This is a genomic window from Curtobacterium sp. MCLR17_054, from assembly GCF_003234335.2.
In the GTDB taxonomy this organism is placed as follows: domain Bacteria; phylum Actinomycetota; class Actinomycetes; order Actinomycetales; family Microbacteriaceae; genus Curtobacterium; species Curtobacterium flaccumfaciens.
In genome coordinates, this window is the sequence record NZ_CP126263.1 from 521,787 (window position 1) to 548,092 (window position 26,306).

The 26,306-nt window shown below is 72.6% G+C and carries 30 protein-coding genes; 18 read left to right on the plus strand and 12 right to left on the minus strand.

Annotated features, from left to right (window positions below):
• Positions 1–36 precede the first annotated feature (36 nt).
• Positions 37–1,188, plus strand: a complete 1,152-nt coding sequence (locus tag DEJ08_RS02545; protein WP_181438916.1) for an ROK family transcriptional regulator — start codon at positions 37–39, stop codon at positions 1,186–1,188.
• Positions 1,189–1,239: 51 nt separating this feature from the next.
• Positions 1,240–2,013, plus strand: a complete 774-nt coding sequence (locus tag DEJ08_RS02550; RefSeq protein ID WP_253183683.1) for a DedA family protein — start codon at positions 1,240–1,242, stop codon at positions 2,011–2,013.
• A 3-nt stretch (positions 2,014–2,016) separates the two neighbouring features.
• Here DEJ08_RS02550 and DEJ08_RS02555 read toward each other — a convergent pair whose 3' ends face one another.
• Positions 2,017–2,220: a hypervirulence associated TUDOR domain-containing protein gene (locus DEJ08_RS02555; protein ID WP_071404335.1), complete on the minus strand. Its 204-nt coding sequence runs from the start codon at positions 2,218–2,220 to the stop codon at positions 2,017–2,019.
• 198 nt (positions 2,221–2,418) lie between these two features.
• Between DEJ08_RS02555 and DEJ08_RS02560 the strand changes: the two genes are divergently transcribed.
• Both DEJ08_RS02560 and DEJ08_RS02565 read left to right on the plus strand, forming a co-directional pair.
• Positions 2,419–3,471, plus strand: a complete 1,053-nt coding sequence (locus DEJ08_RS02560; RefSeq protein ID WP_071246475.1) for a serine/threonine-protein kinase — start codon at positions 2,419–2,421, stop codon at positions 3,469–3,471.
• Positions 3,472–3,526: 55 nt separating this feature from the next.
• A complete protein-coding gene (locus DEJ08_RS02565) occupies positions 3,527–4,147 on the plus strand; it encodes a phosphoribosylanthranilate isomerase (RefSeq protein ID WP_111033921.1) in 621 nt (206 codons plus the stop codon).
• Positions 4,148–4,247: 100 nt separating this feature from the next.
• Here the strand turns inward: DEJ08_RS02565 and DEJ08_RS02570 are convergent, their stop codons facing one another.
• The 3 genes from DEJ08_RS02570 to DEJ08_RS02580 form a co-directional block, all read right to left on the minus strand.
• Positions 4,248–5,006 (minus strand): HAD-IIB family hydrolase, encoded by a 759-nt coding sequence (locus DEJ08_RS02570; protein WP_111053858.1) that lies wholly within the window; start codon positions 5,004–5,006, stop codon positions 4,248–4,250.
• Between the two features lie 82 nt (positions 5,007–5,088).
• Complete coding sequence (locus tag DEJ08_RS02575) at positions 5,089–5,523, minus strand: acyl-CoA thioesterase (RefSeq protein ID WP_017886352.1); 435 nt, start codon at positions 5,521–5,523, stop codon at positions 5,089–5,091.
• 82 nt (positions 5,524–5,605) lie between these two features.
• Positions 5,606–6,202, minus strand: a complete 597-nt coding sequence (locus tag DEJ08_RS02580; RefSeq protein WP_027464865.1) for a nitroreductase family protein — start codon at positions 6,200–6,202, stop codon at positions 5,606–5,608.
• Between the two features lie 84 nt (positions 6,203–6,286).
• On the opposite strand from DEJ08_RS02580, the gene DEJ08_RS02585 reads away from it, so the two are divergent.
• Complete coding sequence (locus DEJ08_RS02585; RefSeq protein ID WP_111022759.1) at positions 6,287–7,210, plus strand: AEC family transporter; 924 nt, start codon at positions 6,287–6,289, stop codon at positions 7,208–7,210.
• A 365-nt stretch (positions 7,211–7,575) separates the two neighbouring features.
• The gene (locus tag DEJ08_RS02590) at positions 7,576–7,983 is read left to right on the plus strand and encodes a four-helix bundle copper-binding protein (protein ID WP_111053857.1); all 408 of its coding nucleotides are present in this window, start codon (positions 7,576–7,578) and stop codon (positions 7,981–7,983) included.
• A 33-nt stretch (positions 7,984–8,016) separates the two neighbouring features.
• Here the strand turns inward: DEJ08_RS02590 and DEJ08_RS02595 are convergent, their stop codons facing one another.
• Positions 8,017–8,265 (minus strand): hypothetical protein, encoded by a 249-nt coding sequence (locus DEJ08_RS02595; RefSeq protein ID WP_027464862.1) that lies wholly within the window; start codon positions 8,263–8,265, stop codon positions 8,017–8,019.
• 151 nt (positions 8,266–8,416) lie between these two features.
• Positions 8,417–9,253 (minus strand): exodeoxyribonuclease III, encoded by an 837-nt coding sequence (locus DEJ08_RS02600; protein ID WP_071404341.1) that lies wholly within the window; start codon positions 9,251–9,253, stop codon positions 8,417–8,419.
• Positions 9,254–9,368: 115 nt separating this feature from the next.
• Between DEJ08_RS02600 and DEJ08_RS02605 the strand changes: the two genes are divergently transcribed.
• From DEJ08_RS02605 to DEJ08_RS02630, 6 genes are read left to right on the plus strand one after another with little or no spacing between them, the layout of a single operon-like run.
• Positions 9,369–9,875 (plus strand): Asp23/Gls24 family envelope stress response protein, encoded by a 507-nt coding sequence (locus DEJ08_RS02605; protein ID WP_111022762.1) that lies wholly within the window; start codon positions 9,369–9,371, stop codon positions 9,873–9,875.
• Positions 9,872–10,063: a DUF2273 domain-containing protein gene (locus tag DEJ08_RS02610; RefSeq protein WP_027464859.1), complete on the plus strand. Its 192-nt coding sequence runs from the start codon at positions 9,872–9,874 to the stop codon at positions 10,061–10,063. The genes DEJ08_RS02605 and DEJ08_RS02610 overlap by 4 nt, the downstream gene beginning before the upstream one ends.
• Entirely contained in the window at positions 10,060–10,431 is a 372-nt protein-coding gene (locus DEJ08_RS02615; RefSeq protein WP_111053856.1) for a hypothetical protein, read from the plus strand. The genes DEJ08_RS02610 and DEJ08_RS02615 overlap by 4 nt, the downstream gene beginning before the upstream one ends.
• Complete coding sequence (locus DEJ08_RS02620; RefSeq protein ID WP_111053855.1) at positions 10,428–11,069, plus strand: hypothetical protein; 642 nt, start codon at positions 10,428–10,430, stop codon at positions 11,067–11,069. Before DEJ08_RS02615 ends, DEJ08_RS02620 begins: the two co-directional genes overlap by 4 nt.
• On the plus strand, positions 11,066–11,668 hold the full coding sequence (locus DEJ08_RS02625) for a hypothetical protein (RefSeq protein WP_181438915.1): 603 nt from the start codon (positions 11,066–11,068) through the stop codon (positions 11,666–11,668). The genes DEJ08_RS02620 and DEJ08_RS02625 overlap by 4 nt, the downstream gene beginning before the upstream one ends.
• Positions 11,669–11,679: 11 nt before the next feature.
• Positions 11,680–12,489, plus strand: coding sequence for an aminoglycoside 3'-phosphotransferase (locus tag DEJ08_RS02630; protein ID WP_258366986.1), 810 nt, complete (start codon positions 11,680–11,682; stop codon positions 12,487–12,489).
• Here DEJ08_RS02630 and DEJ08_RS02635 read toward each other — a convergent pair.
• Both DEJ08_RS02635 and DEJ08_RS02640 read right to left on the minus strand, forming a co-directional pair.
• Positions 12,486–13,838, minus strand: a complete 1,353-nt coding sequence (locus DEJ08_RS02635) for a M23 family metallopeptidase (protein ID WP_111089396.1) — start codon at positions 13,836–13,838, stop codon at positions 12,486–12,488. The two genes, DEJ08_RS02630 and DEJ08_RS02635, sit on opposite strands and share 4 nt — an antisense overlap.
• 74 nt (positions 13,839–13,912) lie before the next feature.
• Complete coding sequence (locus tag DEJ08_RS02640) at positions 13,913–15,580, minus strand: hypothetical protein (RefSeq protein WP_146248446.1); 1,668 nt, start codon at positions 15,578–15,580, stop codon at positions 13,913–13,915.
• A 96-nt stretch (positions 15,581–15,676) separates the two neighbouring features.
• On the opposite strand from DEJ08_RS02640, the gene pyrE reads away from it, so the two are divergent.
• Together pyrE and DEJ08_RS02650 are read left to right on the plus strand one after the other, a co-directional pair.
• A complete protein-coding gene (gene pyrE, locus DEJ08_RS02645; RefSeq protein WP_071404348.1) occupies positions 15,677–16,228 on the plus strand; it encodes an orotate phosphoribosyltransferase in 552 nt (183 codons plus the stop codon).
• The gene (locus DEJ08_RS02650) at positions 16,225–18,486 is read left to right on the plus strand and encodes a septum formation family protein (RefSeq protein WP_111053852.1); all 2,262 of its coding nucleotides are present in this window, start codon (positions 16,225–16,227) and stop codon (positions 18,484–18,486) included. Before pyrE ends, DEJ08_RS02650 begins: the two co-directional genes overlap by 4 nt.
• Before the next feature lie 176 nt (positions 18,487–18,662).
• On the opposite strand, the gene DEJ08_RS02655 is transcribed toward DEJ08_RS02650, so the two are convergent.
• The gene (locus DEJ08_RS02655; protein WP_111053851.1) at positions 18,663–19,616 is read right to left on the minus strand and encodes an aldo/keto reductase; all 954 of its coding nucleotides are present in this window, start codon (positions 19,614–19,616) and stop codon (positions 18,663–18,665) included.
• A 108-nt stretch (positions 19,617–19,724) separates the two neighbouring features.
• Between DEJ08_RS02655 and DEJ08_RS02660 the strand changes: the two genes are divergently transcribed.
• Positions 19,725–20,369 (plus strand): HEAT repeat domain-containing protein, encoded by a 645-nt coding sequence (locus DEJ08_RS02660; protein WP_111053850.1) that lies wholly within the window; start codon positions 19,725–19,727, stop codon positions 20,367–20,369.
• Between the two features lie 618 nt (positions 20,370–20,987).
• On the opposite strand, the gene DEJ08_RS02665 is transcribed toward DEJ08_RS02660, so the two are convergent.
• Entirely contained in the window at positions 20,988–21,677 is a 690-nt protein-coding gene (locus DEJ08_RS02665; protein ID WP_111053931.1) for a metal-dependent transcriptional regulator, read from the minus strand.
• A gap of 37 nt (positions 21,678–21,714) precedes the next feature.
• Here DEJ08_RS02665 and DEJ08_RS02670 point away from each other — a divergent pair, with 37 nt between their 5' ends.
• The gene (locus tag DEJ08_RS02670; protein WP_181438914.1) at positions 21,715–22,644 is read left to right on the plus strand and encodes a CPBP family intramembrane glutamic endopeptidase; all 930 of its coding nucleotides are present in this window, start codon (positions 21,715–21,717) and stop codon (positions 22,642–22,644) included.
• A gap of 35 nt (positions 22,645–22,679) precedes the next feature.
• Here DEJ08_RS02670 and DEJ08_RS02675 read toward each other — a convergent pair whose 3' ends face one another.
• Complete coding sequence (locus DEJ08_RS02675; protein ID WP_027464991.1) at positions 22,680–23,477, minus strand: HAD-IIA family hydrolase; 798 nt, start codon at positions 23,475–23,477, stop codon at positions 22,680–22,682.
• 178 nt (positions 23,478–23,655) lie between these two features.
• Here DEJ08_RS02675 and DEJ08_RS02680 point away from each other — a divergent pair, with 178 nt between their 5' ends.
• Both DEJ08_RS02680 and DEJ08_RS02685 read left to right on the plus strand, forming a co-directional pair.
• The gene (locus tag DEJ08_RS02680) at positions 23,656–24,354 is read left to right on the plus strand and encodes a TetR/AcrR family transcriptional regulator (protein WP_163343243.1); all 699 of its coding nucleotides are present in this window, start codon (positions 23,656–23,658) and stop codon (positions 24,352–24,354) included.
• Positions 24,355–24,418: 64 nt separating this feature from the next.
• Positions 24,419–25,066, plus strand: a complete 648-nt coding sequence (locus DEJ08_RS02685) for a TrmH family RNA methyltransferase (RefSeq protein WP_111053848.1) — start codon at positions 24,419–24,421, stop codon at positions 25,064–25,066.
• 103 nt (positions 25,067–25,169) lie between these two features.
• Here DEJ08_RS02685 and DEJ08_RS02690 read toward each other — a convergent pair whose 3' ends face one another.
• Positions 25,170–26,159: a LacI family DNA-binding transcriptional regulator gene (locus tag DEJ08_RS02690; RefSeq protein ID WP_111053847.1), complete on the minus strand. Its 990-nt coding sequence runs from the start codon at positions 26,157–26,159 to the stop codon at positions 25,170–25,172.
• Between the last annotated feature and the right edge of the window lie 147 nt (positions 26,160–26,306).

The window sequence follows — 26,306 nt, forward strand, 5'->3', positions numbered from 1 at the left end:
TTTCGTAATGTGGAGGCTATGACCGTGGAGCAGACCGTGTCAACGACCCCCGGTGTCGTGGGGACGACCCCCGGCGTCCTGCGGCAGATGAACTCGCGGGCGATCCTCGACGAGCTCCTGCGCGATGACGTCTCCCGCACGGTCACCGAGCTCGGGCGCACGGTCGGACTCTCCCGCCCCACGGTCGAGGCGGCGCTCGCCGACCTGGTCGACGAGGGCTGGGTGACCGAGGCCGAGGCGATCGCCACCCCGAACAAGGCCGGTCGTCGCGCCAAGCGCTTCGCCGCGGACGCGTCGGCCGGCTCCGTGCTCGGCGTGGACCTCGGCCTGCACGGGATCGTCGGCGTGCGCGCGGACCTGCGCGGCGTCACGCTCGCCCGCGTCGAGGAGCGCTACACCGACCTCGCCGACGCCGAACAGGCCTGGTCGAGCGTGCAGGACGTCGTCCGTCGGCTGACGGCGCCCGTCGGCGGTACGGTCGGCGGCTCCGCCGGTGGTGCGCCGGTGCTCGGTGCCACGTTCGGGGTCCCGGCGGTCGTCGACCGCGACGGCGCGATCGACTACACGGTCGCGGTGCCGGAGTGGGTCGAGCGGCGGGTGCCCGGCCGGATCCAGGACCTCTTCCCCGGGGTCGCCACCTTCTTCGACAACGACGCCAAGCTGGCGGCCACGGCCGAGGCGCGGTGGGGGCGGTTCCACGGCGTCCGGGATGCCCTGTACCTGGTGATGGGTCGGCAGATCGGTGCCGCCCTGGTGGTCGACGGCTCGTTGGCGCGCGGTGCGCGCGGTGCGGCCGGCGAGATGGGCGGCATCGCCTCGACCGGCTGGCCCGCCGCGCCCGCCCGCCTGGAGGCCCGGATCCCGTCCGGCACGGACCTCGAGTCCGTCTTCGCCGCGGCGGCCCAGGGCTCGGTGTCGGCCGTCGAGACCGTCCGTGCGTTCGCGGCCGACGTGGCACCCGGCGTCGTGCAGCTCGTGACGACGATCGACCCCGAGGTCGTCGTCGTCGGTGGCGAGGTCCTGCCGGCTGCCGACGTGTTCTGCGCCGCGCTCGACGAGATCGTCACGCCACAGCTCCGGCACCCGGTGGTGTTCGCCCCGTCGACCGTCGGTCGCGACGCCGTCGCCCGGGGCGCGCTCGCCCGGTCGCTCGCGCACGTCCGGTCCGCTCACATGGGACTCGGCTGACACCCAGGGAGCGTGCCGGGTCCTGACAGGGCGTTCAGGGATGCTGGGGGCATGACGACTGCCGTGACCGCCCGTGCCATGACCGTCGCCAGTGGCGACTCCACCGCCCCGTCGGACCTCGGCGGGCTCTCCGGCCTGGTGCTGCAGCTGATCGACGCGCTCGGGGAGTGGGGCGTCGGGCTGATGCTCTTCGTCGAGACGGTGTTCCCGCCCATCCCGTCCGAGGTCATCCTGCCGCTGGCCGGGTTCCTCGCGGGTGCCGGCCAGATGAACCTGGTCCTGGTCCTGGTGCTGGCGACGATCGGTTCGTACCTCGGGGCCCTGGTGCTGTACTGGCTCGGCGCGAAGATCGGGTTCGAACGCACCACGCGGTGGTTCGGCAAGCTGCCCCTCGTCGACGAGGACGACTTCCGCAAGGCAGCCGGCTGGTTCCACCGGCACGGCAAGAGCGCGGTGTTCTTCGGCCGGTTCGTCCCGATCGTCCGCAGCCTCATCTCGTTGCCGGCCGGCGCCGACCGCATGCACCTCGGCACGTTCTCGGTGTTCACGATCATCGCGAGCGGCATCTGGAACAGCGCGCTCGTGCTGCTCGGTGCCGCGTTCGGGTCGCAGTACGACCAGGTCGAGGCGTACACCGAGTGGATCGACCGCGTGCTCTACGTCGCGATCGCCGCGGTCGTGGTGACCTTCGTCGTGCGCCGGGTCCGCCGTGTCCGCGCCGAGCGGCGTACGGGCGGCCCCGACGACGACCACGACGACGCCGCCGGCAGCCCTGCCGTGGGCGGTGCCCGGGGTCGTCGTCGCGCCGAGCCCGCCCGCGACTGAGCCTCAGGCCTTCGTCAGCGCCGACTCCTTGTGGGCGGCCTGCTTGCCGCTCTTCTCCGACTCGACGATCCAGTACGGGTCGTCGTCGGTCGGCGTGAAGTGCTGCCCGTCGAACTCGAAGTCGCTCGTCCGCTTGCGCACGAGCGTGCCGGTCGTCCTGCCCTGCGAGGTGTTCCAGTGCACCTCGTCACCCTTCGACAACGCCATGCTGTCCTCCTTGCGCGATTCCTCGTCCTGGTGGAGGTCGGACTGTACCCCGTCGATCCCCGGGAACTCAGGGAAGTACGGCGATCACGATGTCGTAACGGCCATGCGGATCGAGAGTCGGACGCGTACCGTTTCCCATGAGCCCACACGCTGGCAGGCGCCGCGGAACCACGGGCTCCGGACGGGACGACGGACACCATGACCCTGCTGGACAGCGCGCGGGCGGACACCGTCCTCTCTGCGCGGTACCGGCTCGTGAAGCTCATCGGCACCGGCGGCATGGGATCCGTCTACGAAGCCCGTGACGAGCACACGTACCGGGCCGTGGCCGTGAAGCTCTTCGCGACCCCGGACAAGATGACCACCGCCGACCGCGTCCGCCAGGAGCGCGAGATCCGGCTGCTCAGCATGCTCTCCCACCCGGGGCTCATCCCGCTGTACGACGCCGGGACCCACGAGTTCGAGGACGGCCCGCACCGGTTCATCGTGATGGAGCTCATCGCCGACACGACGCTGCTCCGCCGTCTGTCCGAGGGTGCCCTGCACAACTACGAGGTGGCCGACCTCGGTGCGCAGCTCGCCGACGCCCTGGCCTACGTGCACTCCCGCGGCATCGTGCACCGCGACGTCAAGCCCGCCAACATCCTGATCAGCGACGAGGGCTCGTCCGGGTTCGCCCGCACGGTCAAGCTCACCGACTTCGGCGTCGCCCACTTCGTCGACGGCTCCCGCCTGACGAACGACGGCACGGTCATCGGCACCGCCGCCTACCTCAGCCCGGAGCAGGTCGCCGGCGAACCGATCAGCTTCGCCACCGACGTGTACTCGCTCGGGCTCGTCCTGCTCGAGGCGCTGACCGGCAAGCAGGAGTACTCGGGCACCCTGATCGAGGCCGCACTCGCCCGGCTCCGCCGCGATCCCGAGATCCCGGACGACGTCGCCGACGAGTGGCGCGAGCTGCTCAGCCGGATGACGGCCCGCGATCCGGAGCGCCGGCCCACGGCGGTCGCCATCGCCAACGCGCTGCGCGGCGGGTCCACCCAGATCACCGGCCCGGTGCCGCTCGGTCCGGAACGCGTGAAGCACCAGCGTGACCACCGCATGCACCGCGCCGCACACCGGCACGCCAAGCGCGGCACGTTCTCGGCGGTACGTCGCTGGCGCCGGCGGAACGTCCTGGTCGGGTCCTTCGCGGCCTTCGGCGTCACCGCGGCCTGCGTTGCCGCCTACGTCGCGGGCGCCCTGCACTGACCTGCTCGGCGGCTCCGTGCTCCGGGTACCGGAGCGCCCTGGCAGGATGGACAGCATGACCGACCAGCGCTGGATCAAGATCTGTGGCCTGTCGACGCCCGACACCGTGGACGCCGCCATCGACGCGGGTGCCGACGCCGTCGGGTTCGTCTTCGCGGCGGGCAGCCCCCGGACAGTCACCGCCGACCTGGCGAAGGAACTCGTCGAGCGGGTGCCGGACGGCATCGACGCCGTCGGGGTCTTCCGTGACCAGAAGATCGACGAGATCGTCGGCATCGCCTCCGAGGTCGGGCTCACGACGCTGCAGCTGCACGGTGGCGAGTCAGCGTCCGACTTCGCCCGCGCGCGCGACGCCGGCTTCTTCACCATCCGGGCCATCGCGGCCGAGGACTACCTGCGCGAGACGCCCGAGCAGCGCGCCGCGTTCGACCACGACCTGCTGCTGCTCGACGCCGCCGTGCCCGGCAGCGGTCGCCTGATCGACCCGGCCACGATCGACGGCGTGGACGAGGCCTGGATCCTCGCCGGCGGGCTGACCCCGGCCAACGTGGTCGCTGCGGTCGAGGCGCTCGACCCCGACGGCGTCGACGTGTCGAGCGGGGTCGAGTCCGAGCGCGGCGTCAAGGACCCCGCCAAGATCCGCGCCTTCGTCGAGGCCGTCCGCAGCCTGGGCTGAGCGCCCGGCCGCGTCGGTCGCGTTCGCGGCTCTGGACGCGACCGCGGACGGACAGGAGGCGCGGTTCGGGCCCGCCACGGGCCTCCCGTCCGCCGCGCGGTCAGCGCAGGGTGGGGATGAGCTCCGTCAGGAACGCGTCCGTGTCCTCCCAGCCCTCGACCGCGTGGCAGGGGACGCCGAGCGCCTTCACCGGGTAGTCGTTGCCCTCGGGGTCGAGCCGGTCGCCCACGAAGAGCATGTCGTCGAGCGCGATGCCGGTGATCTCGGCGAGGCGCTGCATGCCGTAGGCCTTGTCGATGCCCTTGCGGGTGATGTCGATGCTCGTGGAGCCGCCCGAGCGGACCTCGAGGTCGGGCAGGTCCTGCTGCACCAGACGGCGCAGGTGGTCCTTCTTCTCGCCGGTCGGGTCCCACTGCTTCTTGACGTCGACCGGGGCGGCCTGGCCGAGGGCGGAGAACGTGATCTGCGACCCGCGGTCCTCGAGGATGGCGCCCCAGGTCTCGGACTCCCAGTACCCGGCTTCCTGCGCACGGGCCTCGACCGCGGCGAGGGCGCGGTCCTTCTGCTCCTCGGTGAGGTCCTCGGCGTACTGCAGTGCCCAGTCCTGGTCCTCCCAGCGGTAGTACCGGGTGCCGCAGGTCGGCAGGAGGTGCAGGGCGTCGAGCGTCAGGCCGTCGCGCTGCCGGAGCGGGGTGACGAGCTGCTGTTCGAACTGGGTGAAGTTGCCGCCGGAGATGACCGCGACCGGCACGACCTCGAGCAGGGACGCGAAGGTCTCGAGCATGCGGGGGTCGAGGGAGGACTTCGACGGGGCGAGCGTGTCGTCCAGGTCGAAGGCGACGAGGCGGGGCGTGGTCATGCCCCCGATCCTGCCAGAGCCCGCCGACCACCCGCAGGGTGCGACCAACAGGGTGCCCCGGTGCTGCGCGAAGTCTGCGGGGTCACGCGCGGTGCGTGGCGGGGACCCGGTCGCGGGCGTAGGTGATGTCCGTGTAGCCGTGCGGGGCGGGGTTGCCGTCCTCGTCGAGGTTCACGAACACGACCTCGTCGATCGTCAGGATGCTGCGGTGCGTGAAGAGGTTGCGCGCCTCGGCCCGCATGGTCAGCGACGTGCGGCCGAACCGGGTGGCGACGAGGCCGATCTCGACGATGTCGCCCTCCTTCGCCGAGGACAGGAAGTTGATCTCCGACATGTACTTCGTGACGACCTTGCCGTTGCCGAGCTGGATGATCGCGTAGACCGCGGCTTCCTCGTCGATCCAGCGGAGCAGGCTGCCGCCGAACAGGGTGCCGTTGGCGTTGAGGTCCTCCGGTCGCACCCACTTCCGGGTGTAGAAGTTCATCTCCGGCGGGGCGTCGTCCTGGTGCTGATCCATGTCACGTCATGGTACGCCGACGGCCGCGCCCCCGCAGGGACGCGGCCGTCGTGGCGATCGCGGGCGGCGGTGCCGCCGGTGATCACTCCTTGACGAGGACGACCTCGTCGAGGGGGATGCGGGTGCGCGGGGCGACCTCGCGCTCGGCGGCCTTGTCGTCGAGCTGCGACGGGTGCGCGACGGTGCCGACGGCCGTGACGGTGTACGGCAGGAAGCGCTCGGGCAGGTCGAACGCGGCACGGAGCCCGGCGGCGTCGATGCCCGCCATCTGGTGCACGTGCAGGCCCTCGGCGTGCGCCTGCACGGTGAGGGCGGCGAGCGACTGGCCGAGGTCGTACTGCGCGAAGGGGCGCTCCTCGCCGTCGGCGGTCACGGTCTCGAGCACGCCGACGACGAGCGCGCTGGCACGGAAGGCCCAGGCGGCGTTGAAGCCGAGCAGGTTCTCGTTGATCTTCCGGAACGTCTCGGTGCCGCGGCGGCCGGCGATGAAGCGGCGGGGCTGGAAGTTCATGGCCGAGGGTGCCCAGCGAGCGGCCTCGAGGACGGCGTCGAGCTGGTCGTCCGAGATCGTCGCGGTCTCGTCGTAGGAGCGGGGGCTCCAGCGCTCCTCGAGCAGCGGCACGAGCGGCTGGCTGGAGTCGGTGGACCGGGTGAGGGTGTCGGCGTTCGTCGAGGTCATGATGCGCTCAACGGTATTCGATGCGTACGCATTTCCGACCTGAGTGACGTCACATCACCGCCGGCAGGTGCCAGGATGGACGGGATGGGTGGCGTGTTGACCGGCTTCGCGATCATCGGCGCGATCATCGCCGGTGGGTACGTCGTCGGACGCATCGGCCTGCTGGGCCCGCACGCGCAGTTCGTGATGAGCCGGCTCGCCTTCTTCGTGCTGATGCCGTGCCTGCTGTTCCACACCATCGCGACCGCCGACATCGCGTCGCTGCTGTCCTCGATGCTCTGGGTCTCGTTGCTGAGCGCCGCCGTGGTCGCCCTCGGCGCCGCCGCCGTGTTCCGCTTCGTGCTGCGCCGCCCCGTCACCACGACCACCGTCGGGGCCCTGGCGTCGAGCTACGTGAACGCGAACAACATCGGGCTGCCGGTGGCCGTGTACGTCCTCGGCCAGGCGACCGCGGTCGTGCCCGTGATCCTGCTGCAGCTCGTCGTGATGGCCCCGATCGCGCTGACGATCCTCGACGCGGCGACCGCGGGTGGCGGCGGATGGGGGAGGCGGATCGCGGGGCCGTTCCGGAACCCGATCATCATCGCCTCGCTCGTCGGGCTCGTGTGCTCGGCGACGGGGATCACGCTGCCCGACCCGGTGCTCGAGCCGTTCTCGCTCGTCGGCGCGGCCGCGGTGCCCGTCGTGCTGCTGTCGTTCGGGATGAGCCTGCACGGTGCGACCCCGCTGCGGGACCCGGCGATCCGGACCGACGTCATCGTCGCGTCGTCGATCAAGCTCGTGGTGATGCCGGCCGTGGCGTTCGTGTTCGCCCGGTTCGTGTTCGGGCTCGGCGACCAGGAGGTCTTCGTGCTCACCACCCTCGGCGCCCTGCCGGCGGCGCAGAACGTCTTCAACTACGCGCAGCGGTACGGGGCCGCGGTGCCGGTGGCGCGCGACGTCGTGCTCATCTCGACGCTCGGCTCGGTGCCCGTGCTCGTCGCGATCGCCGCCCTGCTGCACCCGTAGCGGTCGTCGAGACGCCGGCGCGTGGGCTTCCGGTTGACGCCGTCGTGTTGTCGAGACGCCTCGATGTCGCCGAGACGCCGCCGCATACGGCGGCGTCTCGCGCTCTTGCGGGCGTCCTGCGGACACGCCGGCGTCTTCCGCGCCGTGGTCGCGCGACGCGGCGGACGGGAGGCCCGTGGCGGGGCCGCACCGGGCCTCCCGTCCGGCCGTGGTGGCGACCACCGCGGATGGTGAGCAGGAAAGGTCGAGTCGCGGTCGCCGACTCGACCATTCCTGCCCACGAAGCGCGGACGGCACGCGCGTACCCTGGCGGGCACGCGGGGCGGACCGCCTCGTGACCGATGACCACGACGAGGAGACCGGCGATGGACACGATGGCGATGATGAAGAACATGTCGATGACGGACATGCCCATGGAGATGGACATGGACATGATGCAGGACACGATGATGGCGATGAACGCCGCGTCGATGGCGGCGACGATGTGCTCGGCTGCCGACATGCGGATGGGCGGCGAGATGGCCACCTGCGCCGCGATGTGCTCGAACACCGCGATGCTCGCCGACACCGGCATGCGGATGATGATGCGTCCGATGGGGATGGACACCGCCGCGATGCAGGCGATGCTCATGGCCGTCGTCGCGATGGGCACCGCGTGTGCCGCCGAGTGCCGTCAGCACCAGGACATGGACGAGTCGTGCCGCTACTGCGCCATGGCCTGCGACGAGATGGTGTCGAAGTGCCAGGCGATGCTCGACTCGATGGCGGTCTGACCCGCTCCGTGCGCGCTCCGCGACGCGTGCGCGCTACGCGACGCGTGCGGTGGTCTGTCGACCGCCGGCGCTGAGGATCTCCGCGACCGGGTGGTGGGCGACCGGCTCGCCGACCGACAGGACGCCGTCGGCGTCCGCCACCCGCAGCTGGGTGATGCTCCCGTCGAGGAACAGCACCACGGCGTCGGCTGCGCGGGTCTCGACGACGATGCCGTCGCGCCACGCACCGGGGGCTGCGGTCGCCATGAGGCGCTGGATGGGAAGGATCGTCGTGCGGGACATGGCTTCACCTGCTCTCGAAGGGGTTCGGTGCAGGAAACCTACGTCGGCGTGACGGACGGCTCAATCACGGCGGACGCCGGGCGTAACAGAGCCGGACGGACGCCGATCCAGGGCCGGGCCGGGCCGGACGGGGCAGGTGACCCGACTCCGATCAGAAGATCATCGGGCGGTCGTCGTCGAGCGACGTGTCCAGGTCGAGGTCGACCACCACGGGGACGTGGTCGCTCGGGGCGTCGCCCTTGCGCTCGTTCCGGTGGATCGAGGCGTCGGTGACGACGTCCGCGAAGGCCTGCGAACCGAGCACGAAGTCGATGCGCATGCCCTCGTTGCGCGGGAACCGCAGCTGCTTGTAGTCCCAGTAGGTGTAGCCGTCGGGCACGATCGGGCGGACGACGTCCTGCAGACCCCGCGCCTCGAATTCGCGGAACGCGGCCCGCTCGGGGTCGCTGACGTGGGTGGACCCCTCGAAGACCCGCATGTCCCAGACGTCCTGGTCGAGCGGTGCGACGTTCCAGTCGCCCATCAGCGCGAGCGGGGTCTCCGGCGACGCCTCGATCCACTCCGAGGTGCGGTCGGCCAGCTGGGCGAGCCAGTCGAGCTTGTACGTGTAGTGCGGGTCGCCGAGCTCGCGGCCGTTCGGCACGTAGAGGCTCCAGAGCCGCACGCCGTCGACCGTGACGCCGATCGCGCGGGCCTCGACCGGCAGGTCCGGCCCCTCGTGGCCCTTCAGGAACCCGGGCTGGCCGGGGAAGTCGCGGGTGACGTCCTCCATCGGCAGCCGGCTGGCGAACGCGACGCCGTTCCACTGGTTCAGGCCGTGCGCCTCGACGTGGTACCCCGCGGCCTCGAACTGCTCGACCGGGAACTGCTCCGGCTTGCACTTGATCTCCTGCATGCCGAGGACGTCGACGTCCTCACGCACCAGCCAGTCGACGATCCGACCCACTCGGGTGCGGACGGAGTTCACGTTCCAGGTCGCCACGCGCATGGAACAAGAACCTACCGGTGCCGACTGACGACGAGGTCGGCACGTGCGCCGCCTGTGCGGCGTACGGCACGATGGTGTTCGCTGGAGGCCAGCAATCGACCGCACGGAGGCAGCAATGGCATCGACGACCAACCGCGTCGACGGGACCCCGACCGGGACCACGACCGGAGCCACGCTCGGCACCGGGGCCGGGAGCACCCAGCCCGCCGGCACCACCACGACGCAGGTCACCGCCAAGGGCAGGACCATCATCGACGACACGGTCGTCGCGAAGGTCGCGGGCATCGCCGCCCGCGACGTCCCCGGTGTGTTCGCACTCGGCGGCAACGCCTCGCGGGCGTTCGGCGCCATCCGCGACGCCATCGGCTCGAGCGCGCTCGGCCAGGGCGTCCGCGTCGAGGTCGGTGAGACCCAGGTCGCCGTCGACCTGACCATCGTCGTCGACTACCCGACGCCGATGATGGAGGTCGCCTCCGCTGTGCGTGCCGCCGTCACGAACGCCGTCACCGAACTCGTCGGCCTCGAGGTCACCGAGGTCAACATCGCCATCAACGACGTGAACATCCCGGCGCTCAACGGCGTCGCGGACGAGCTCGACACCCGGGACGGTCGAGTCCGGTGAACGCCACCGTCGTCGGGATGGGCACCGGCGCCCTGCTCGCGATCGTCGCCGTGACGCTCGGGTTCTGGGCGTTCGTCGTCGTGGCCGTCTGCATGGCGGTCGGTGCACTGGTCGCCCGCATCGTCACGGGTGACGTCGACTTCCGTCGCCTGCTCGACGTGCTGCGCGGACGCCGGAGCTCGTCGTGAGCGACGCCGCCGTCGCCACGGCCGGCGACAGCGGCGTCCGGCTCCGCGGCTCCGACCGCATCGGTACGTCCGCGCTGGTGCACACCGCCCAGGCGGTCGCCGCCGAAGCGCTGCGCGTGGCCTTCCGGGAGGTCCGTGCCCGGGTCGCCGACGACGGTCGCGGCGCGCTGGCGGTCGAGATCACCGCCCCGCTCGCCCTGCCGGTGCTGGGCTCGCACGCACTCCCCGACGAACCCGTCGTCGCCACGGCGCACCGCGCTCGCGGCACGATCGCCGACCGCTTCCGGACCATCACCGGCCGACAGGTCGCCCGCGTGACCGTGACCTTCGCGTCGTCAGTCGTGGACACCCCGCGGAGGGTCCGGTGACCGCCGCCCCCGCCGTCGGGAGCACCGAGCCGGTCGTCCCCGCCGGCCCCTCGCACGACGACCACCACGCCACCTACCGCCGCCTGCTGCGCCGCGAGACCCACGTCTCCCGCTCCGGCGCGGTCGTCGTCGCGATGCTCATCGCCCTGGTGCTCGCTGTCGCCGCGGTCTTCGCCGGTGCACTCGTCCTGCTCGACCAGAACGTCCTGGGCGTCGACCCCCGTGCCGTGGTCGACGCCGCGCTCGCCGCTCCGGACGGCCTCGACACCACCATCGTGATCGGCATCGGCGCCGTCGTGGCCCTGATCGGCCTCGTCCTCCTGCTGCAGGGGATCCTGCCCCAGCGCCGTCCGCGGCACGTGATGTCGTCCGACCGGCTCGCAGTGGTCGTCGACGACGAGGTCCTGGCCTCGGCTGCGGCCCGAGCCGCCCGATCCGCGACCCGTCTGGGCGCCGACGCCGCCGTGGGCACCGTCGGCGGCCGCACGGTCGACGTCGTGCTCCGTCCCGCAGCCGGGGTGGACGTCCCCGCGGTCGCCGCGACCGAGGCCGTCGAGCGGGAGTTCGCCGCGATCGACGCGCAGCCGCCGCTGGCCGCGCGGGTCCGTGTGCAGCCGACCGGACGGGTGGACGGATGAACGCCACGAACCGCGCGCTCGGCCGGACGGCGCTCGTCGTGCTCGGGCTCGTGCTGCTCGTCGCCGGGGTCGCCGCGATCCTGGTGCAGACCGCCCAGGGGGTGCCCCTCGTCGCATCGTGGTGGCGCGCGGTCGGTGATGCCCTCGCCGGACTCGGCACCGGGGCGTCGCGAGACGACTCGGTGTTCGCGTGGACCTGCGTGCTCGGCGGTGGCGTCGTGCTCGGCGTGCTCGCACTCGTCGTGCTGACGACGCTCGGCGGTGGCCGCGAGAGCACCGTCGTGGACAGCGACGGTTCGGCCGACGGCGTCGCCGGCTCGGTGCGCATCGAGTCCACCGCCGTGCAGCACGCGCTCTCCTCGGCCATCGGCGACATGCCCCAGGTCGGCTCGCTCGCCGTCGACGTCTACCGGGTCCGTGGTGGTCGGGCGATCCGGGTTCGGGTCCGTCCGCGCCGGGGTGCCGCGCCGCGGGAGATCACCGAACGGGTCGAGGCTGTGGTCGCCGACCTGGACGCCCTGCTCGGCGAACGCCTGCCCGTGCTGCTCGAGATCGCCCGTGGTGGGTCGGGGTCCTCCCGCCCGGTCCGCGTGCACTGAGCGTCGCCGTCGTGCGCTCGATCGGCGGACTGCCCCGGCCGGGCGAGACCGTCCCGGTGCCGCGCATCGTCACCGAGGTCGCGCGAGGGCGTGAGGTCGCGCTCGTCTGGCACAACCAGATCGGCGGGACGACGTTCCGCATCGGACCGGACGCGCACGCCGAGGAGTTCGTGAAGGTGCTGCCGCGCGCCTACGGTTCGTGGATCGGCGGCGAAGCCGAGCGGCTGACGTGGGCGTCCCGGTACGCCCGGGTCCCCGAGGTGCTCGACCACGGCGCCGACGAGGCCGGCGTCTGGCTGCACACCCGTGCCGTGCCCGGGTGGAGTGCCGTCGACCCGCGCTGGCACGACGAACCCCGGACCGCGGTGGTCGCCGTGGGCGAGGGACTGCGCGCGCTGCACGACGCGTTGCCCGTCGACGACTGCCCGTTCACGTGGGCGACCGCGGACCGGCTCGATCGTGCGCGTGGGGCGAGCGCCGACGCCGACGCCGTCCGCGGCCCGGGCGGTCTCGGTCCGGAGCCGACGAGTGACCGGATCGTCGTCTGTCACGGTGACCCGTGCACGCCGAACACGCTCATCGGTGCGGACCGGCGGTGGAGCGGGCACGTCGACCTGGACGCGATGGGGGTTGCGGACCGCTGGGCGGACATCGCTGTGGCGACGATGGCGCTCGGCTGGAACTACGGACCCGGGTGGGAGCCGCTGTTCCACCGGGCGTACGGGCTGCCGGACGACCCGGAGCGCACCGCGTGGTACCGGGCGCTGTGGAACGCCGGCGACGACGGGATCGACGACCCAGAGTCGGGGCCGGTCGGCTAGAAGGCGACCCCGCGAGCGCCCATGAAGGGCACCGGGTCGGTGGTGGCGCCGTTGATGTGCACCTCGACGTGACTGTGGCAGCCGGTCGACGCCCCGGTGGAGCCGACGAGCGCGATGAGCTGCCCCGCGGAGACCTGCTGGCCGGTGGCGACCCGGAAGCCGCCGTCGACGATGTGGCCGTACGCGGTCTGCACGCCGCCGCCGTGGTTGATGCGGACGTAGTTGCCGTAGCCGCCGTACCAGCCGACGTAGTCGACGGTGCCGGCCGAGGCCGCGACGATGGGCGTGTAGCAGCCGCTCGCCAGGTCGGTGCCCTCGTGCATGGTGACGACGCCGGTGATCGGGTGGACGCGGTACCCGTAGGGGCTGATGACGTAGCCGCTGGCCGGCCGGACCCAGCCGGTCCCGGAGCCCGCGCCGACGGAACCGCCGCCACCCGAGCCGCTGCTGCCGGTCGAGCCGCCGCCTGACGGAGCGCCCCCGCCGGAGTTCGCGGCGGCCTGTGCGGCGGCTGCTCGCTGCGCGGCGGCTGCGCGCTCTGCGGCTTCGCGTGCGGCCTTCTCCTCCGCCGCCTTGCGGACGCGCTCACCCTTGGCGAACTCGGCTTCGGTCCGGACGCGGCCGGAGGTCAGGGTCGCGAGCTGGGCGTCGAGTCGGGCCTTGTTCGACTGCTGCTCGTCGTAGGCGGCCTGCACGGCGTCGGACGCAGCCTGGGCTTCCTGCATGCGGTCTTCGGCTTCGGCAGCGAGGTCGCCCAGCGCCTCGGCGGCGCGGTCGGCCTGTGCCTCGAGCGAGCTGGCGACGGCGGCGTCGGCGCTCGCGGCGGCCTGCACACGCTCGGCCTGCTCGGAGAGCTTGCTCAGCGCACCGAGGTTGTAGAGCAGATCACTGGCGTCTTCGCCCTGGGTGATCACCGAGGTGGTGACGTCGGCGCCACCGGAGCGGGACATCTGCGCGGCGAACTGCCCGGCCTGCGCGGCGCTCTGGTCGGCGACCTTGGCGTGGTCCTTCGCGTCGGCGCGGAGCTGCTGTTCCTTCTCGGCCGCCGTCTGGGCCTTGCGCTGTGCCTTGTAGAACACGTCGCCGAGCTTCTGCGCCTTCGCCTCGGCAGCATCGACCTTGGCGTCGAGTTCGCTGATGATGCCCCGGATCTCGGTGATCTGGCCCTGCTTCGCGGATTCCTTGCCGCGGGCGGACTTCACTTCGTCCCACGTGGGGTAGGTCACCGCCTGGGCGGCCGGAGCGTCGGCGATGACCGTGCCGACGAGGCCCGCGAGTGCCAGGCCGGTGACGGCGAGGCGCAGGCGCACGGGGACACGGTGGGCGCGGGGGCTGGTGGGGCGAGACATCGAGCACGAGCCTATACATCCGTACAGCGAGCATCGGACGGCAACGCGCCGCTGTGGACAACTTCAGCAGTGGATCAGAAGCCGCGGTCACGCCGGATGACGTCGGCGCTCCCGACGACGTCGCGCCGCAGGATCGCCTGCCCGGCGGTGCCGGCGTAGTCGTAGACGTCGAACCCGGTGCAGTGGGTGATCGTCGCCGGGGGGCCGAGGGAGTCCTCGACCGCGGTGGTCCAGAGGTCGTGCGACCCGACCACCACGAAGCTCGGGTCGGCGTCGCGGTAGGCGCCGAGGTCGACGAGCCACGGGTACGTCTCGAAGGTGTCGCGGACCTGCAGCAGCCCGACGTTCGCCGCCGCGTAGGTGGCGAGGGGCCGGACCGTCCAGAACTGCCCGACGCCGGTGACCTGGCGTCCGTCGGCCCAGCGGTCCAGGCACGCGGCCGCCGGGTACCGCGCGGTCGACACGGCGTGGGCGGTGCCTGGGGCCACGGCGATCCCGGTCGCGAGGACGGCGGCCATCGCGACCGCCACCCCCGCCCGGACCCCGCGGTGCGGGCGGTGCACGCGGGTACGGCGGACCGCGGTGCGGGTGAGCTCGGCCACGGCGACGAGCGCGAGCAGCGGTGCCGTCACGATCGGCTGCAGGTAGCGCGGGGTCTCGGACCCGGCGACGACGACCCCGACGGACACGGCGACGACGGTCACCAGGGGCAGCACCGTCGCGACCAGCACGGTGCGTGCGGTGCGGACCCGCCAGGCCCAGACCGTGCCGCCGACGGTGACGAGCACCCCGGCGAACAGCAGCAGGAGCCCGAGGTCGCCCGGTGCCGTGCCTGCCCGGTCGTCGGTCAGCGCCGCGAAGAACCGCAGGGTCTCGCCGGCCTGCGACGGCTGCACGTACGTCGCCGGGTCGAGGGAGACGAAGGGCCGGAGCGGGATCCGCACCAGGTACCCGACGACCGATCCGACCGTGACGGTACCGGCGAGCAGCGCAGCGGGGCGCCACGGCACCCGCCGTGCCAGCACCAGGAGCCCGAGGGTGACGACCACCGGGGCCGCCGACCACGGCACGTACAGCGGGTTCGACGCGGTCGTGCACGCGGCGACGAGTCCGAGCACCACGAGCAGGGGCACCGACGCCCGACCGAGGCGCACCGCCCGCAGCACCAGCACCGCGGTGCCGAGCACCGCCAGCACGGCGCCGTAGTAGTAGGTCGTCGTGAGCAGCAGGGACGCCAGCTCGAGCGAGGTCGCGGTCGCCGACGACTCGGTGAGCACCAGCAGCGTGACGAGGCCGAGCGCCCCGGCCGACACCGCGATCCGGGCGGGGCGCCCGGCGGACGGCATCAGTTCGTTCGCGGCTGCCCGCACCAGCGCGTAGACGGCGAGGAGCACGAGGACCCCGTTCAGCGCCAGGGCCTGCTGCGGCGTGGCGGTCACCAGCGAGCAGAACAGGTACACGGGCAGCTCGGGGAAGAAGAACAGCGCGGGCGACATCGCCCACTCGAACGGCTGGCCGGCCTGCAGCGAGCGCTCGACGAGCGGCAGCAGCACCGAGTCGCCGTCGTACCAGAGCAACGCCACCCGTTCCGTCGCGACGACGTGGCGCAGGGCGATGACGGCCAGGGCCAGCGCGACCAGGCCGCCCAGGGCCTCCCGTCCGATCGTGACGGCCACCCCACCGGTCCGGCGGCCGCCGGACGGAGCCGGCTCCACGGCGGGGCGACGCGGTGCTCGGGACATGCCCCGGAGCGTACCGAGGCCGCCTCGGTGCCGGTACGCACGGACCCACAGGCTGGGGGAGCGCGTTGCGGGCCCGACCGACTACCCTTGTGCGCTGTGACCGACGCGCGCGAACAGTTGATCCAGTACATCTCCTCCGAAGCGGTGTTCCACGGCGACTTCACCCTGACCAGCGGGAAGAAGGCGACGTACTACATCGACCTGCGGAAGGTCAGCCTGGACCACCGCGTCGCGCCGCTGATCGGCCAGGTCATGACCGAGCTCGTACAGCAGGTGCCGGACGTCTCCGCCGTCGGTGGCCTGACCATGGGCGCCGACCCCATCGCCAGCGCCGTCCTGCACCAGGCCGCCGCCCAGGGCCTGACCTACGACGCCTTCGTCGTCCGCAAGGAGCCGAAGGACCACGGCCGCGGCAAGCAGGTCGAGGGACCGGACCTCAAGGGCAAGCGCGTCGTCGTGCTCGAGGACACCTCCACCACCGGCGGCTCGCCGCTCAAGGCGGCCGAGGCGCTCGAGCGCGAGGGCGCGATCATCGCCGCCGTCGCGGTCGTCGTCGACCGGGACACCGGTGCCAAGGAGACGATCGAGGCGGCTGGCTACCCGTACTTCGCGGCCATCGGGTTGGCTGATCTGGGGCTGACCGCGTGACCGAGGAGCGTCCGGACGACGCACGCGAACCCGACGGCACCGCCGGCCCGGCAGACGGGGACGACGGCCTGGAGGCTCGGCGTGCGTCCGGATCGGACGCTCCGTTCCACGGTCTCCGCAGCGCTGCGGACATCTTCGGGGCTCCGCGCGGTGAGGAGGACTGGCCGTCGCGGCGGGAGCGCCGCGAGGCCGAGCGCACCGCCCGCGAGACGGGCGCGCCGCTGCCGGAGCCGTTCGTGGCCGAGGGGGAGGCGGAGGCTGCTGCTCCTGAGCCTGCCGCGCCCGCGCCTGCTGCTCCGGCACTCGACGACGGCGCGACCCAGGCCATCTCGATGCCGCCCGAGCTGCTCGCACCCTCCGAGAACCCCGACGCCGTCGTCGAGCACGAGCGCTCCACACTGCACGACCGGATCCCGGCCGCCGCCGACGTCGCGCCGGACTCCACCGCGCCGCACCCGTCGTCGATCGTGTTGCCGACGGCGCAGACCCACCGCGACGAACGAGCTGCCGCGTCGAAGGCCATCGAGGACGAGCGTCGCCGCGTCGACCCGTTCGGCGAGGGCCGCGCAGACGTCGACTGGCTCGGCCGTGCGACCGGGAACCACCCGGAGTCCGTGGCGCCCGCTGCTCCCGCTGCCCCGCAGCCCCTCGGCGTCGAGAACGTGCTGCCGCCGACCGAGGAACCGCCGACCTTCACCGATCTGCTGCGCATCACCAGCACCGGGCCGGTCCCCACTCAGACGGGCGCGCACGACCGGCCGTTCGACTGGGCGCTCGGTGACGACGAGCCCGGCGAGGTCCCGGCGACGCTGACCACCGACTCGTTCGACACCACCGCGCTGTCCGCCGGGTCCTGGTCGCTCGCCGACGAGTTGGACGACGAGGACGAGGTCGTCGCCGGCGAGGTCGACACCCCGGCCTCCGGGCTGCCGCAGGCACCGCGGACCTACCCGGTGCCGCCGGCGGTCCCCGTGCCGCCGGTGGTTCCCCCGGCGGTCCCGGCTGCTGGTGCTGGTGCTGGTGCTGGTGCCGCTGCCGCTGGTGCGCCGTCGGAGGCGACCGAGGCCGTGGACGTGCCCCGTGAGCCCGCCGGAGACGACGTGCCGGACGCGACCGAGGGCCTCCAGGCCGATGCCCCGACCACCGCGATGCCGGCGGCCGGGACGCCCTGGTGGTCCGAGCCCGACGCGACCGTGCCGCCGACCGCCGCGCCGCCGCTCGTCGAGCCGGCTGCGGGTGCCCAGGAGTACCCGGCGCACCTGCCGCCGTCGGTGGGGCAGGACCTCGACGCCGTGCTCGGCCTGCGTGGGAACGACACCGGTCCGCAGCCGGAGTCCCTTCCCGCTGCGGCGCCGGACGACCTGGACCAGTCCGAGTGGGACGGCCGCGAGACCAGTGACACGAGTGCCATCAAGGACCTGTTCGGCACCGAGGCCGTCGGGCAGCTCGGCGGGACCGGCTACGACCCGGAGGACACGGGGACACGGATGATGCCGGCGGCTGCCGTGCCCGCGGCTGCTGCCGCTCCTGCTGCTGTCCCCGCGCCCGCTGCTGCTGGACGGCCGGCCGGCGGTCCGGACCGGCAGCCCGGCGATCGCGACAACTTCATCAACGAGGGCTTCGCGCGGCTGCGGAACGAGGGCAAGCGCGGCAAGCAGCTGCTGATCTACGGGTCGATCGCGCTGATCCTCGTGCTCATCGTGCTGGTGTTCCTGCTGTCGAAGTGGATCCTCGGGAACAACATCGCCGACCAGGCCGTGCCGACGAAGTCGCCGGTGGCTGCCTCGTCGGCGCCGGCGACACCGAGCGCTGCGCCGTCGGCGTCGGCCTCGCAGCCGGGTGACGCCGCAGCACCGGCCGCCACGCTGCAGTTCGCCACGACCCCGGCCCTGCCCGGCGAGCACCCGTGGACCGACCTGGCCGGCGGGGAGTGCCTGTCGCCGTTCACGAACGCGTGGGCGCAGACCTTCACGGTGGTGGACTGCGCGACGCCGCACATCGGGCAGCTGACCGCACGGCTCGCGGTCGAGGGCGACACCTACCCGGGTGCCGAGGCCCTGGCGACCCAGGCGGCCGACCAGTGCCAGTCCGACACGGCGCTGAACGCCTCGGCCGCCGCTGCCGTGGGGGACGTGCAGGTGCAGGGTTCCTACGCGCCGGACCAGGCGACGTGGGACCAGGGTGACCGGTTCATCGCGTGCTTCGTGACGCGGTCGTCGGGGCAGCCGCTGACCGGGTCGTTGGCGCCGGGGGCGTAGGCGCGGTCTGTCGGCGCGGGTCGCACGCGTTCTGCGACGATCCACCCCGTGATCGACTGGTGGTCTGTCGGAACACGCCCATGCAGCGACTGCGTGCGCAACGAACGACATCCCACCCGTCGAACGACGAGTGGGATGTCGGAACATGCACGCGCATCGGTTGAGATGCGCGGGTGTCAGGCGCTCGCGGGCACCTTCGCCGACACGTCGGACAGCGTCTGCAGGTCGTCGGCGGTGAGCTCGAGCTCCGCCGAGGCCAGCAGCGCCGGCAGCTGCTCGGTGTTCCGGGCGCTCGCGATCGGCGCGACGACGTCGGGCTGCGCCTGCAGCCAGGCGAGTGCGACGGTGGCGATCTCGGAACCGTGTGCATCGGCGATCGAGGACAGCGCGTCCACGACGGCGAGCCCCTCGTCGGTGAAGTAGCCGGACACCTGGCCCTCGCGGTCCTTGCCGGCGAAGTCGTCCTTCGAGCGGTACTTGCCGGTAAGGAACCCCGCGGCGAGCGAGAAGTACGGCACGACGCCGAGTCCGTGCTCGTGCGCGAGCGGTGCGATCTCGGCCTCGTGCGGCTGGCGGGTGACCAGGTTGTAGTGCGGCTGGATGGCGACGGGCTGGGCGAGGCCGTTCTCCGTCGCGATGCGGATCCACTCCGCGGCGCGGTCCTTCGAGTAGTTCGAGATCGCGGTGTAGCGGACCAGGCCGTCCTGCACGAGCTGGTCGAAGGCGCGGACGGTCTCCTCGAGCGGGGTCGACTGGTCGTCGAAGTGCGCGTAGTACACGTCGATCCGGTCGGTGCCGAGGCGCTCGAGGCTCGCGCGGGCAGCGGCGGCGACGGTGTCCGCGGCGAGGCCCTGGAACTCCGGGTGCTGCGAGCCCTTCGTGGCGATGACGACGTCGTCCCGCTTGCCCGAGGCGTGCAGCCACGAACCGATGACCCGCTCGGACTCACCGCCCGAGTTGCCCGGTGCCCAGGCCGAGTACACGTCCGCGGTGTCGATGAAGTCGCCACCGGCCGCGGTGTAGGCGTCGAGGACCTGGTGCGAGGTCGACTCGTCCGCCGTCCACCCGAAGACGTTGCCGCCGAGGGCGAGGGGGAACACGTGCAGGTCACTGGTACCGATGCGGGGCATGCGGAGGTCCTTTCGTGGTCGGAGGTGCGGTGGGAGCGGACCGCACGTCTCCCGACGCTATGCCCCGATGCTTGACACGGCCCCGGCGCGAGGGGCTTCGATGGACGGATGACCACGCTCACCGATGCCCTCGCCGATCCGCGATCCTCCGCCCGGCTCCAGGCCGTGATGGCCGCGGGGACCACCCCGGACCCCGCGGACCTCGAGGTGCTCGTCGCGCAGTGCGCCGTCGAGCCGGACTTCTTCGTCCGCGACATGCTGACGTGGGCGCTCACCCGGCACCCCGCCGACGACGTCGTCGCCCGCGTCCTGCCCGAGCTCGAGCGCCCCGAGCCGCAGGCCCGCAGCCAGGCGCTCCACACCCTGTCGAAGATCGGCGACCCGGAGGCGTGGCCGGCGGTGCGCCCGCTGCTCGAGGACCACGACGACGAGGTCCTCCGCGCCGCCTGGCGGACGGCCGTCGCACTGGTGCCGGACGACGAGCGGGCGTCGCTCGCACGGACCCTCGCGGTGCAGCTCGGCATCGGTGACCGCGAGCGTCGGCTCAGCCTGTCGCGTGCCCTGGTGGGACTCGGCGAGGACACCGTCGGACCGGTCCTCGACGCGGCCGCCGACCGGGGGACCGACGCCGTCCGGGAGCACGTGCACGAGACCGAACGGCTGCTGCACGACCCGGATGCGGCATCCGCGCTCGCCCTCGAGCGGGCCCGGCGTGAGGTCGCGCTCGGCCGGACGCGCTCCGTGAAGGGCTAGGGCCGGCGGGCGCGCGCGGCCGGGCGGGCTGAGTGGTCGCGAACCGTCGCTGTCACGGTGGTGGGGTGGGTGCGTCGCGCGGTCAGGACACCCCGTGGGCGGGGTGCCGAGTGGTCGCGGACCGTCGGTTGCGGGGCTGCCGGGCGACAGGTGGTGACCGCTCGGCGGACGTGAGCGGGGTGTCGTGACCGGTGGGGGCGTCGGACGGGAGGCGCGTGGCGGCCGCGCACCGGGCCTCCCGTCCGACGTCACGCGCGTTCGCGGGCCGTGGTGCGGTCACGACGCCCCGTGCGTTGGGTGCCGAGTGGTCGCGAACTGTCGCCCGCGAGGCTGCCGGGCGACAGGTGGTGACCGCTCGGCGGACGTGAGCGGGGTGTTGTGACCGGTGGGGGCGTCGGACGGGAGGCGCGTGGCGGTGGGGCGCCGGGCCTCCCGTCCGTCGCCACGCGTGTTCGCGGGCCGCGGTGCGGTCACGACGCCCCGTGCGTTGGGTGCCGAGTGGTCGCGAACTGTCGGTTGCGGGGCTGCCGGGCGACAGGTGGTGGCCGCTCGGCGGACGTGAGCGGGGTGTCGTGACCGGCAGACCACGCGACCATCCCGCCCGCGCACGCCGCGCGGTCAGTCGCCGTCGGGCGCGAGCCAGATGGAGGACGCGGCGGCAGCCGGTAGGTCGACGAGGGACTCCGAGCCGTCGATCGCCCGCCGCGACACCGCGATGACGCCGGCGTAGTCCCGCACCCGCTCGACCCGCAGGTGCGTGCCCAGCCCCACCCCGAGCTCGTCGAAGTACCGCAGCAGCGAGGGGTCGTCGTCCGAGACCCGGTCGACGGTGCCGCACACTCCCGGCTCGATCGCGCCGAGCAGAGTGCCGGGGGAGTCCGGCACGATGCCGTCCGCCCCGGGGATCGGGTCGCCGTGGGGGTCGTGCGTCGGGTGGCCGAGGTCGGCGTCGACCCGGTCGAGGAACTGCTCGGACACGGCGTGCTCCAGGGCCTCGGCCTCGGTGTGGACCTCGTCCCACGAGTAGCCGAGCCGCTCCACCAGGAACGTCTCGATCAGCCGGTGCCGCCGGACCATCGCCACCGCGACCTGCTGCCCGAGCGGGGTGAGCACGACGCCGTAGTAGGGGGTGTGCTCGATCAGGCCGTCGCGGTCGAGCTTCTTGAGGTTGCCCGACACCGTCGACGCCGAGACCTTCAGCGACGCCGCGATGTCCCGCGTCGCCAGGCCGGGCCCGCCGCGCTCGCTGGCCTTCCAGATGAGCTTGACGTAGTCCTCTGCCATGGTGGACAGGGATGGCAGGCGCATACCGCCAATCGTACGACCCGCCTGGTACAACCAGCAGATGACCACCACCGCCCCCGTCCGAGCCCGCCGCCGTCGCTGGCCGGTGCCCCCGTCGCTGCTGCTCGGGCTCGCGCCGATCGTGGTGTTCGCGGCGATCAGCGCCTGGCGGTCACGGCCGAGCGACGACTACGCGACCCTCGGGCAGACCGTCGACAGCGTCGTGCACGCCCTGGTCATCCCCGAGGGCATCGCCGTCGTGGCACTCGCCCTGTTCGTCACGGCGCTCGGTTGGTGGCGGATCGGCACGGTCGACCCGGTCCGGACGCGGCTGCGGTGGACGATGCTCGCGCCGATCCTCGTGCTCGTGGTGTGCATCGTCCGGCTGCCCCTGATCGACTGGACGGCGCTGCCGGCGCACTACTTCCTGCTGCTCGCCGTCGGGGTGCTGTTCGTCGGGGTCTTCGAGGAGCTGATGGCCCGCGGCACCCTGCTCGTCGGGCTGCGGCGGCGCCTGCCGGAGATGGGGGTGTGGGCCGTGTCGTGCGCACTGTTCGGGCTGCTGCACCTGCTCAACGCGCTCGCCGGCGCCGGGATCGGGCCGACGCTCATCCAGGTCGTGTTCGCGGCGTCGTTCGGGTCGACGCTGTACGTCGCGCGCCGGCTGACCGGGTCGCTGCTCGCCCCGGTGCTGCTGCACGCCTTCTGGGACTTCGGGTCGATCGGGTTCTCGGCGACCGCGGACACGGGCGACTTCGGCAAGCTGACGCTGCTCGGTCTGATCGGGCTGTTCTCGTTCGGGGTGCTCGCGTTCGGCATCGTGGCCGGCGGGATCGTCGCCTGGTACGACGACCGGCCCCGTCGGCTGGCGAAGCGGTGGCGGACGGTGCCGCCGATGGCGGCCTTCGCCCTGGAGGCCCGTGGCGCGTCCCACGAACCGGCTGCGGCGGGTGCCGCGGTCGCGTCCGGTGCGGGGGTCGACGCGCGGTAGCGGCCGCGCCGACGCGCGCGGTCGCGTGCGACCGGCTAGAGCTCGACCTCGAACGGCTCGGTGCGCACGAGCTCGTGCACGCCGGAGATGACCTCGCTCGGGCGGAACGGGTACCGGTCGATCTCGGCCTGGTCGCTGATGCCCGTCATCACGAGCACGGTGTGCAGCCCCGCCTCGATGCCGGCCTGCACGTCGGTGTCCATGCGGTCGCCGATCATGCCGGTGTTCTCGGAGTGCGCGCCGATCCGGTTCATCGCGGAGCGGAACATCATCGGGTTCGGCTTGCCCACCACGTAGGGCTGCTTGCCGGTGGCCTTCTCGATCATCGCCGCGATGGCGCCGGTGGCCGGCAGGACCCCCTCGGCGCTCGGGCCGGTGGCGTCGGGGTTCGTCACGATGAACCGGGCGCCGGCGCGGATGAGCCGGACGGCCTTGGTGATCGCCTCGAACGAGTAGTTGCGGGTCTCGCCGACGACGACGTAGTCGGGAGCGGTCTCGGTCATGATGAACCCGGCCTCGTGCAGGGCGGTCGTCATGCCGGCCTCACCGATCACGAACGCCGAGCCGCCGGGCATCTGCGACTTGCAGAAGTCGGCCGTGGCGAGCGCACTCGTCCAGATCCGCTCCTCGGGCACGTGCAGGCCCGAGCCCCGCAGCCGGGCACTGAGGTCGCGCGGCGTGAAGATCGAGTTGTTCGTCAGCACGAGGAACTCGGTGCCGTCGTCGAGCCACTGCTGGATGAGTTCCGGCGCGCCCGGGAGCGCCTGGTTCTCGTGGACGAGCACGCCGTCCATGTCGGTCAGCCAGCACTCGACGTCGTCTCGGGTCGCCATGGCCCTCACCCTACTGCGCAGGGGTTCAGGCCCGGCTCGTGGCCGGCTCGGAAAGGGCCGGGAGGCCCGGGGCGGCTCTTGCGCGCTGCTCCGAGACCCGAGAAGGTCGAGACACCGAACCGCGGTCGGCTTTTGCCCTACGCTTTTCGGGACACGTACCGAATCAAGGAGGCCCCTCGTGCTCGTCGAACCCGGAACCCCGTCCGCCGCGCCCCGACCCACCCCGGTGTCGGAGACGGAGCTCGAGGTGACGCCGCGACGACGCCGAGGCCGCCCGAACGTGCTCTCCCGCGAGCAGGTGATCGACGCCGCCACGACCATCGCGAACGAGGACGGCCTCGACCGGCTGTCCTTCCGAGCCCTGGGCGTGCGGCTCGGGGTCGCCCCGATGACCGTGCACCGGACCATCGGCGGGCTGGACGACCTGCACGCCGAACTCGTCCGCCGCACCGTCGACGAGTTCACCGCCACCTTCGTCTGGCCGGACGAGTGGCACGCCGTCGTCCGCACCTTCGCCACCACGTTCCGCGACCTGATGCGCACGCACCCCCTCGTGCTCGAGTCGCACAGCCAGCGCGCCCCGCTCGCCTCGACCGAGTCCGACGCCGTCGTGGCGAAGGTCGTCGGTGCCCTGCAGGACGCCGGGCTGCCGCCGGCCGAGGCGATGTACACCTTCTTCGTCGTCTACGACTTCGTGGTCGGGCACGCCGGGGTGCAGGTCGGGCGCGGGGACTCCGAGGCCGGACGCCCCGAGCGGCACCGGCTGGTGGGCGAGATCCTCGGAGAGCACTCCTACGACGACCGGTTCGCGCTCGGCCTCGACATCCTGATCGCCGGCATCGAGTCGCGCATCGCCCACGGGGCCGGCACCGCCTGAGCCCGCGGCGCCGCCGGGCGCTGCGGTCGTCGGGTCGGTGCCGTGTGCGCCGTACGCTGGTCGGGTGACCACTGCGCCCGAACCGTCGCACGAGCTGACGACCAACGGGGTGGGGCCGCACCCGGAACCCTGGCCCGACGACCCGAGGCTCGACCCGGAGCTGCTGGCCGCCGGGGACTCCCGGAACGTGCTCGACCGCTACCGGTACTGGTCGATAGACGCGATCGTCGCCGAGCTCGACACCCGCCGGCACGCGTTCGACGTCGCGATCGAGAACTGGCAGCACGACCTGAACATCGGGTCGATCGTGCGGAGCGCCAACGCGTTCCTGGCCGGCACCGTGCACATCATCGGGCGACGCCGGTGGAACAAGCGCGGAGCGATGGTCACCGACCGGTACCAGCACGTCCGCTACCACCCCGACGTCGAGGCCTTCCTCGCCGCGATGGCCGAGGAACAGCGACCCGTCGTCGCGATCGACAACACCCCCGGGGCCGAGCGCATCGAGACCGCGACGATCCCGGAGCGCTGCGTGTTCCTGTTCGGACAGGAGGGCCCCGGGCTCACCGAGCAGGCGGTCGCCGGTGCCGACGCACACCTCGAGATCACGCAGTTCGGGTCGACGCGGAGCATCAACGCCTCGGCGGCGGCCGCGATCGTCATGCACAGCTGGGTCGTCCAGCACGCGGAGTTGCCGGGCGCGACCTCGTGAGCAGGAATGGTCGGGTACGGGCCCTGGACCCGACCATTTCTGCTCACGAAGCGGGCGAGACGGAGGCGAGGCGGGCCTCCCGGCCGGGGTCCGTGCTGCCGCGTCAGCGCGCGGCGGTGGTGCGGCGCGCGACCAGGCGGGGTTCGACGAGGAGTTCCGTGGCGGCGATCCGCGGATCGGCGATGTGGGCCAGCAGGCGCTCGCCGGCGCCGCGGCCGATCTCGACACTGCGGTCGTCGATGCTCGTCAGGCCGACGTACCGCATCGCGGCCACCGGGGTGTCGTCGTAGCCGATGACGGAGACGTCCTCGGGGACGCGCAACCCGCGTTCGGCGAGTTCGGACAGGGCGCCGAGGGCCATCACGTCGTTCGCGGCGAAGACGGCGGTGACGTCCGGGTGCTCGTCGAGGAGCATGCCGAGGGCGCGGGAACCGGCCTCCTCGGTGGGCTCACCCGGCAGGACCGTCGTGACGACAGAGGCGCGTGCTGCTGCGGCCTGCTCGAACCCGGACTGGCGTTCGGCCGAGGCCGCCGAGCTCGCACCGACGAACCCGAGTCGGGTGTGGCCGAGGTCGAGCAGGTGCTGCGCCGCGATGCCCCCGCCGGCGTGGTCGTCGTTCGCCACGGTGTCCGCGCGGGGGATCGCGACACGGCCACCGGCGATGACGAGCGGCATCGAGGCGGGGATCGCGAGGTCGGTGGTGGGTTCGCCGGCGATCACGATGCCCTCGACGCGCATGGAGAGGAAGCCCTCCACCGGAGAGGCATCGAGCCCCGTGTTGAGGAACCGGTCGGCGACCACGAGCCGGTGCCCCTGGTCCTGCAGGCTCTCGCGCAGACCGGTCAGCAGGTCCACGAACCACTGGTTGCGGAAGTCGTCGAGCACCACGCCGATGGTGCGGCTGCGCGTGCCGGCGAGGGAGACGGCCGCGGTGGAGGGGCGGTAGTCGAGCTCCTGGATGGCCTTGAGCACGGCGGCCCGGCGCTGGTCGCTGACCCGGGGGGAGCGCTGCAGCACGAGGGAGACGAGGGACTTCGAGACCCCGGCGCGTGCGGCGACGTCGTAGATGGTCGCGGGCTTGCCGTCTCCCATGATGCGCTTCGACCTCCGTTGGCTCGTGCGTCGATCGTAGCGGTTGACGTGACATGGGCCGGCGGTGGTGTGGGGGGCGTCGAGTGAGCAGAAGACGACGGGTCTCGAACAGTCACTCGTCGTCTTCTGCTCATTCCCTTGGGTTCG

What these genes read in the sequence shown, in the direction of transcription:
- DEJ08_RS02550 (WP_253183683.1), top strand. Translation starts at nt 1,240, where the DNA reads ATGACGACTGCCGTGACCGCCCGTGCCATGACCGTCGCCAGTGGCGAC.
- DEJ08_RS02555 (WP_071404335.1), bottom strand. Translation starts at nt 2,220, where the DNA reads ATGGCGTTGTCGAAGGGTGACGAGGTGCACTGGAACACCTCGCAGGGC.
- DEJ08_RS02560 (WP_071246475.1), top strand. Translation starts at nt 2,419, where the DNA reads ATGACCCTGCTGGACAGCGCGCGGGCGGACACCGTCCTCTCTGCGCGG.
- DEJ08_RS02565 (WP_111033921.1), top strand. Translation starts at nt 3,527, where the DNA reads ATGACCGACCAGCGCTGGATCAAGATCTGTGGCCTGTCGACGCCCGAC.
- DEJ08_RS02570 (WP_111053858.1), bottom strand. Translation starts at nt 5,006, where the DNA reads ATGACCACGCCCCGCCTCGTCGCCTTCGACCTGGACGACACGCTCGCC.
- DEJ08_RS02575 (WP_017886352.1), bottom strand. Translation starts at nt 5,523, where the DNA reads ATGGATCAGCACCAGGACGACGCCCCGCCGGAGATGAACTTCTACACC.
- DEJ08_RS02580 (WP_027464865.1), bottom strand. Translation starts at nt 6,202, where the DNA reads ATGACCTCGACGAACGCCGACACCCTCACCCGGTCCACCGACTCCAGC.
- DEJ08_RS02585 (WP_111022759.1), top strand. Translation starts at nt 6,287, where the DNA reads ATGGGTGGCGTGTTGACCGGCTTCGCGATCATCGGCGCGATCATCGCC.
- DEJ08_RS02590 (WP_111053857.1), top strand. Translation starts at nt 7,576, where the DNA reads ATGGACACGATGGCGATGATGAAGAACATGTCGATGACGGACATGCCC.
- DEJ08_RS02595 (WP_027464862.1), bottom strand. Translation starts at nt 8,265, where the DNA reads ATGTCCCGCACGACGATCCTTCCCATCCAGCGCCTCATGGCGACCGCA.
- DEJ08_RS02600 (WP_071404341.1), bottom strand. Translation starts at nt 9,253, where the DNA reads ATGCGCGTGGCGACCTGGAACGTGAACTCCGTCCGCACCCGAGTGGGT.
- DEJ08_RS02605 (WP_111022762.1), top strand. Translation starts at nt 9,369, where the DNA reads ATGGCATCGACGACCAACCGCGTCGACGGGACCCCGACCGGGACCACG.
- DEJ08_RS02625 (WP_181438915.1), top strand. Translation starts at nt 11,066, where the DNA reads ATGAACGCCACGAACCGCGCGCTCGGCCGGACGGCGCTCGTCGTGCTC.
- DEJ08_RS02635 (WP_111089396.1), bottom strand. Translation starts at nt 13,838, where the DNA reads ATGTCTCGCCCCACCAGCCCCCGCGCCCACCGTGTCCCCGTGCGCCTG.
- DEJ08_RS02640 (WP_146248446.1), bottom strand. Translation starts at nt 15,580, where the DNA reads ATGTCCCGAGCACCGCGTCGCCCCGCCGTGGAGCCGGCTCCGTCCGGC.
- DEJ08_RS02655 (WP_111053851.1), bottom strand. Translation starts at nt 19,616, where the DNA reads ATGCCCCGCATCGGTACCAGTGACCTGCACGTGTTCCCCCTCGCCCTC.
- DEJ08_RS02660 (WP_111053850.1), top strand. Translation starts at nt 19,725, where the DNA reads ATGACCACGCTCACCGATGCCCTCGCCGATCCGCGATCCTCCGCCCGG.
- DEJ08_RS02665 (WP_111053931.1), bottom strand. Translation starts at nt 21,677, where the DNA reads ATGCGCCTGCCATCCCTGTCCACCATGGCAGAGGACTACGTCAAGCTC.
- DEJ08_RS02670 (WP_181438914.1), top strand. Translation starts at nt 21,715, where the DNA reads ATGACCACCACCGCCCCCGTCCGAGCCCGCCGCCGTCGCTGGCCGGTG.
- DEJ08_RS02675 (WP_027464991.1), bottom strand. Translation starts at nt 23,477, where the DNA reads ATGGCGACCCGAGACGACGTCGAGTGCTGGCTGACCGACATGGACGGC.
- DEJ08_RS02690 (WP_111053847.1), bottom strand. Translation starts at nt 26,159, where the DNA reads ATGGGAGACGGCAAGCCCGCGACCATCTACGACGTCGCCGCACGCGCC.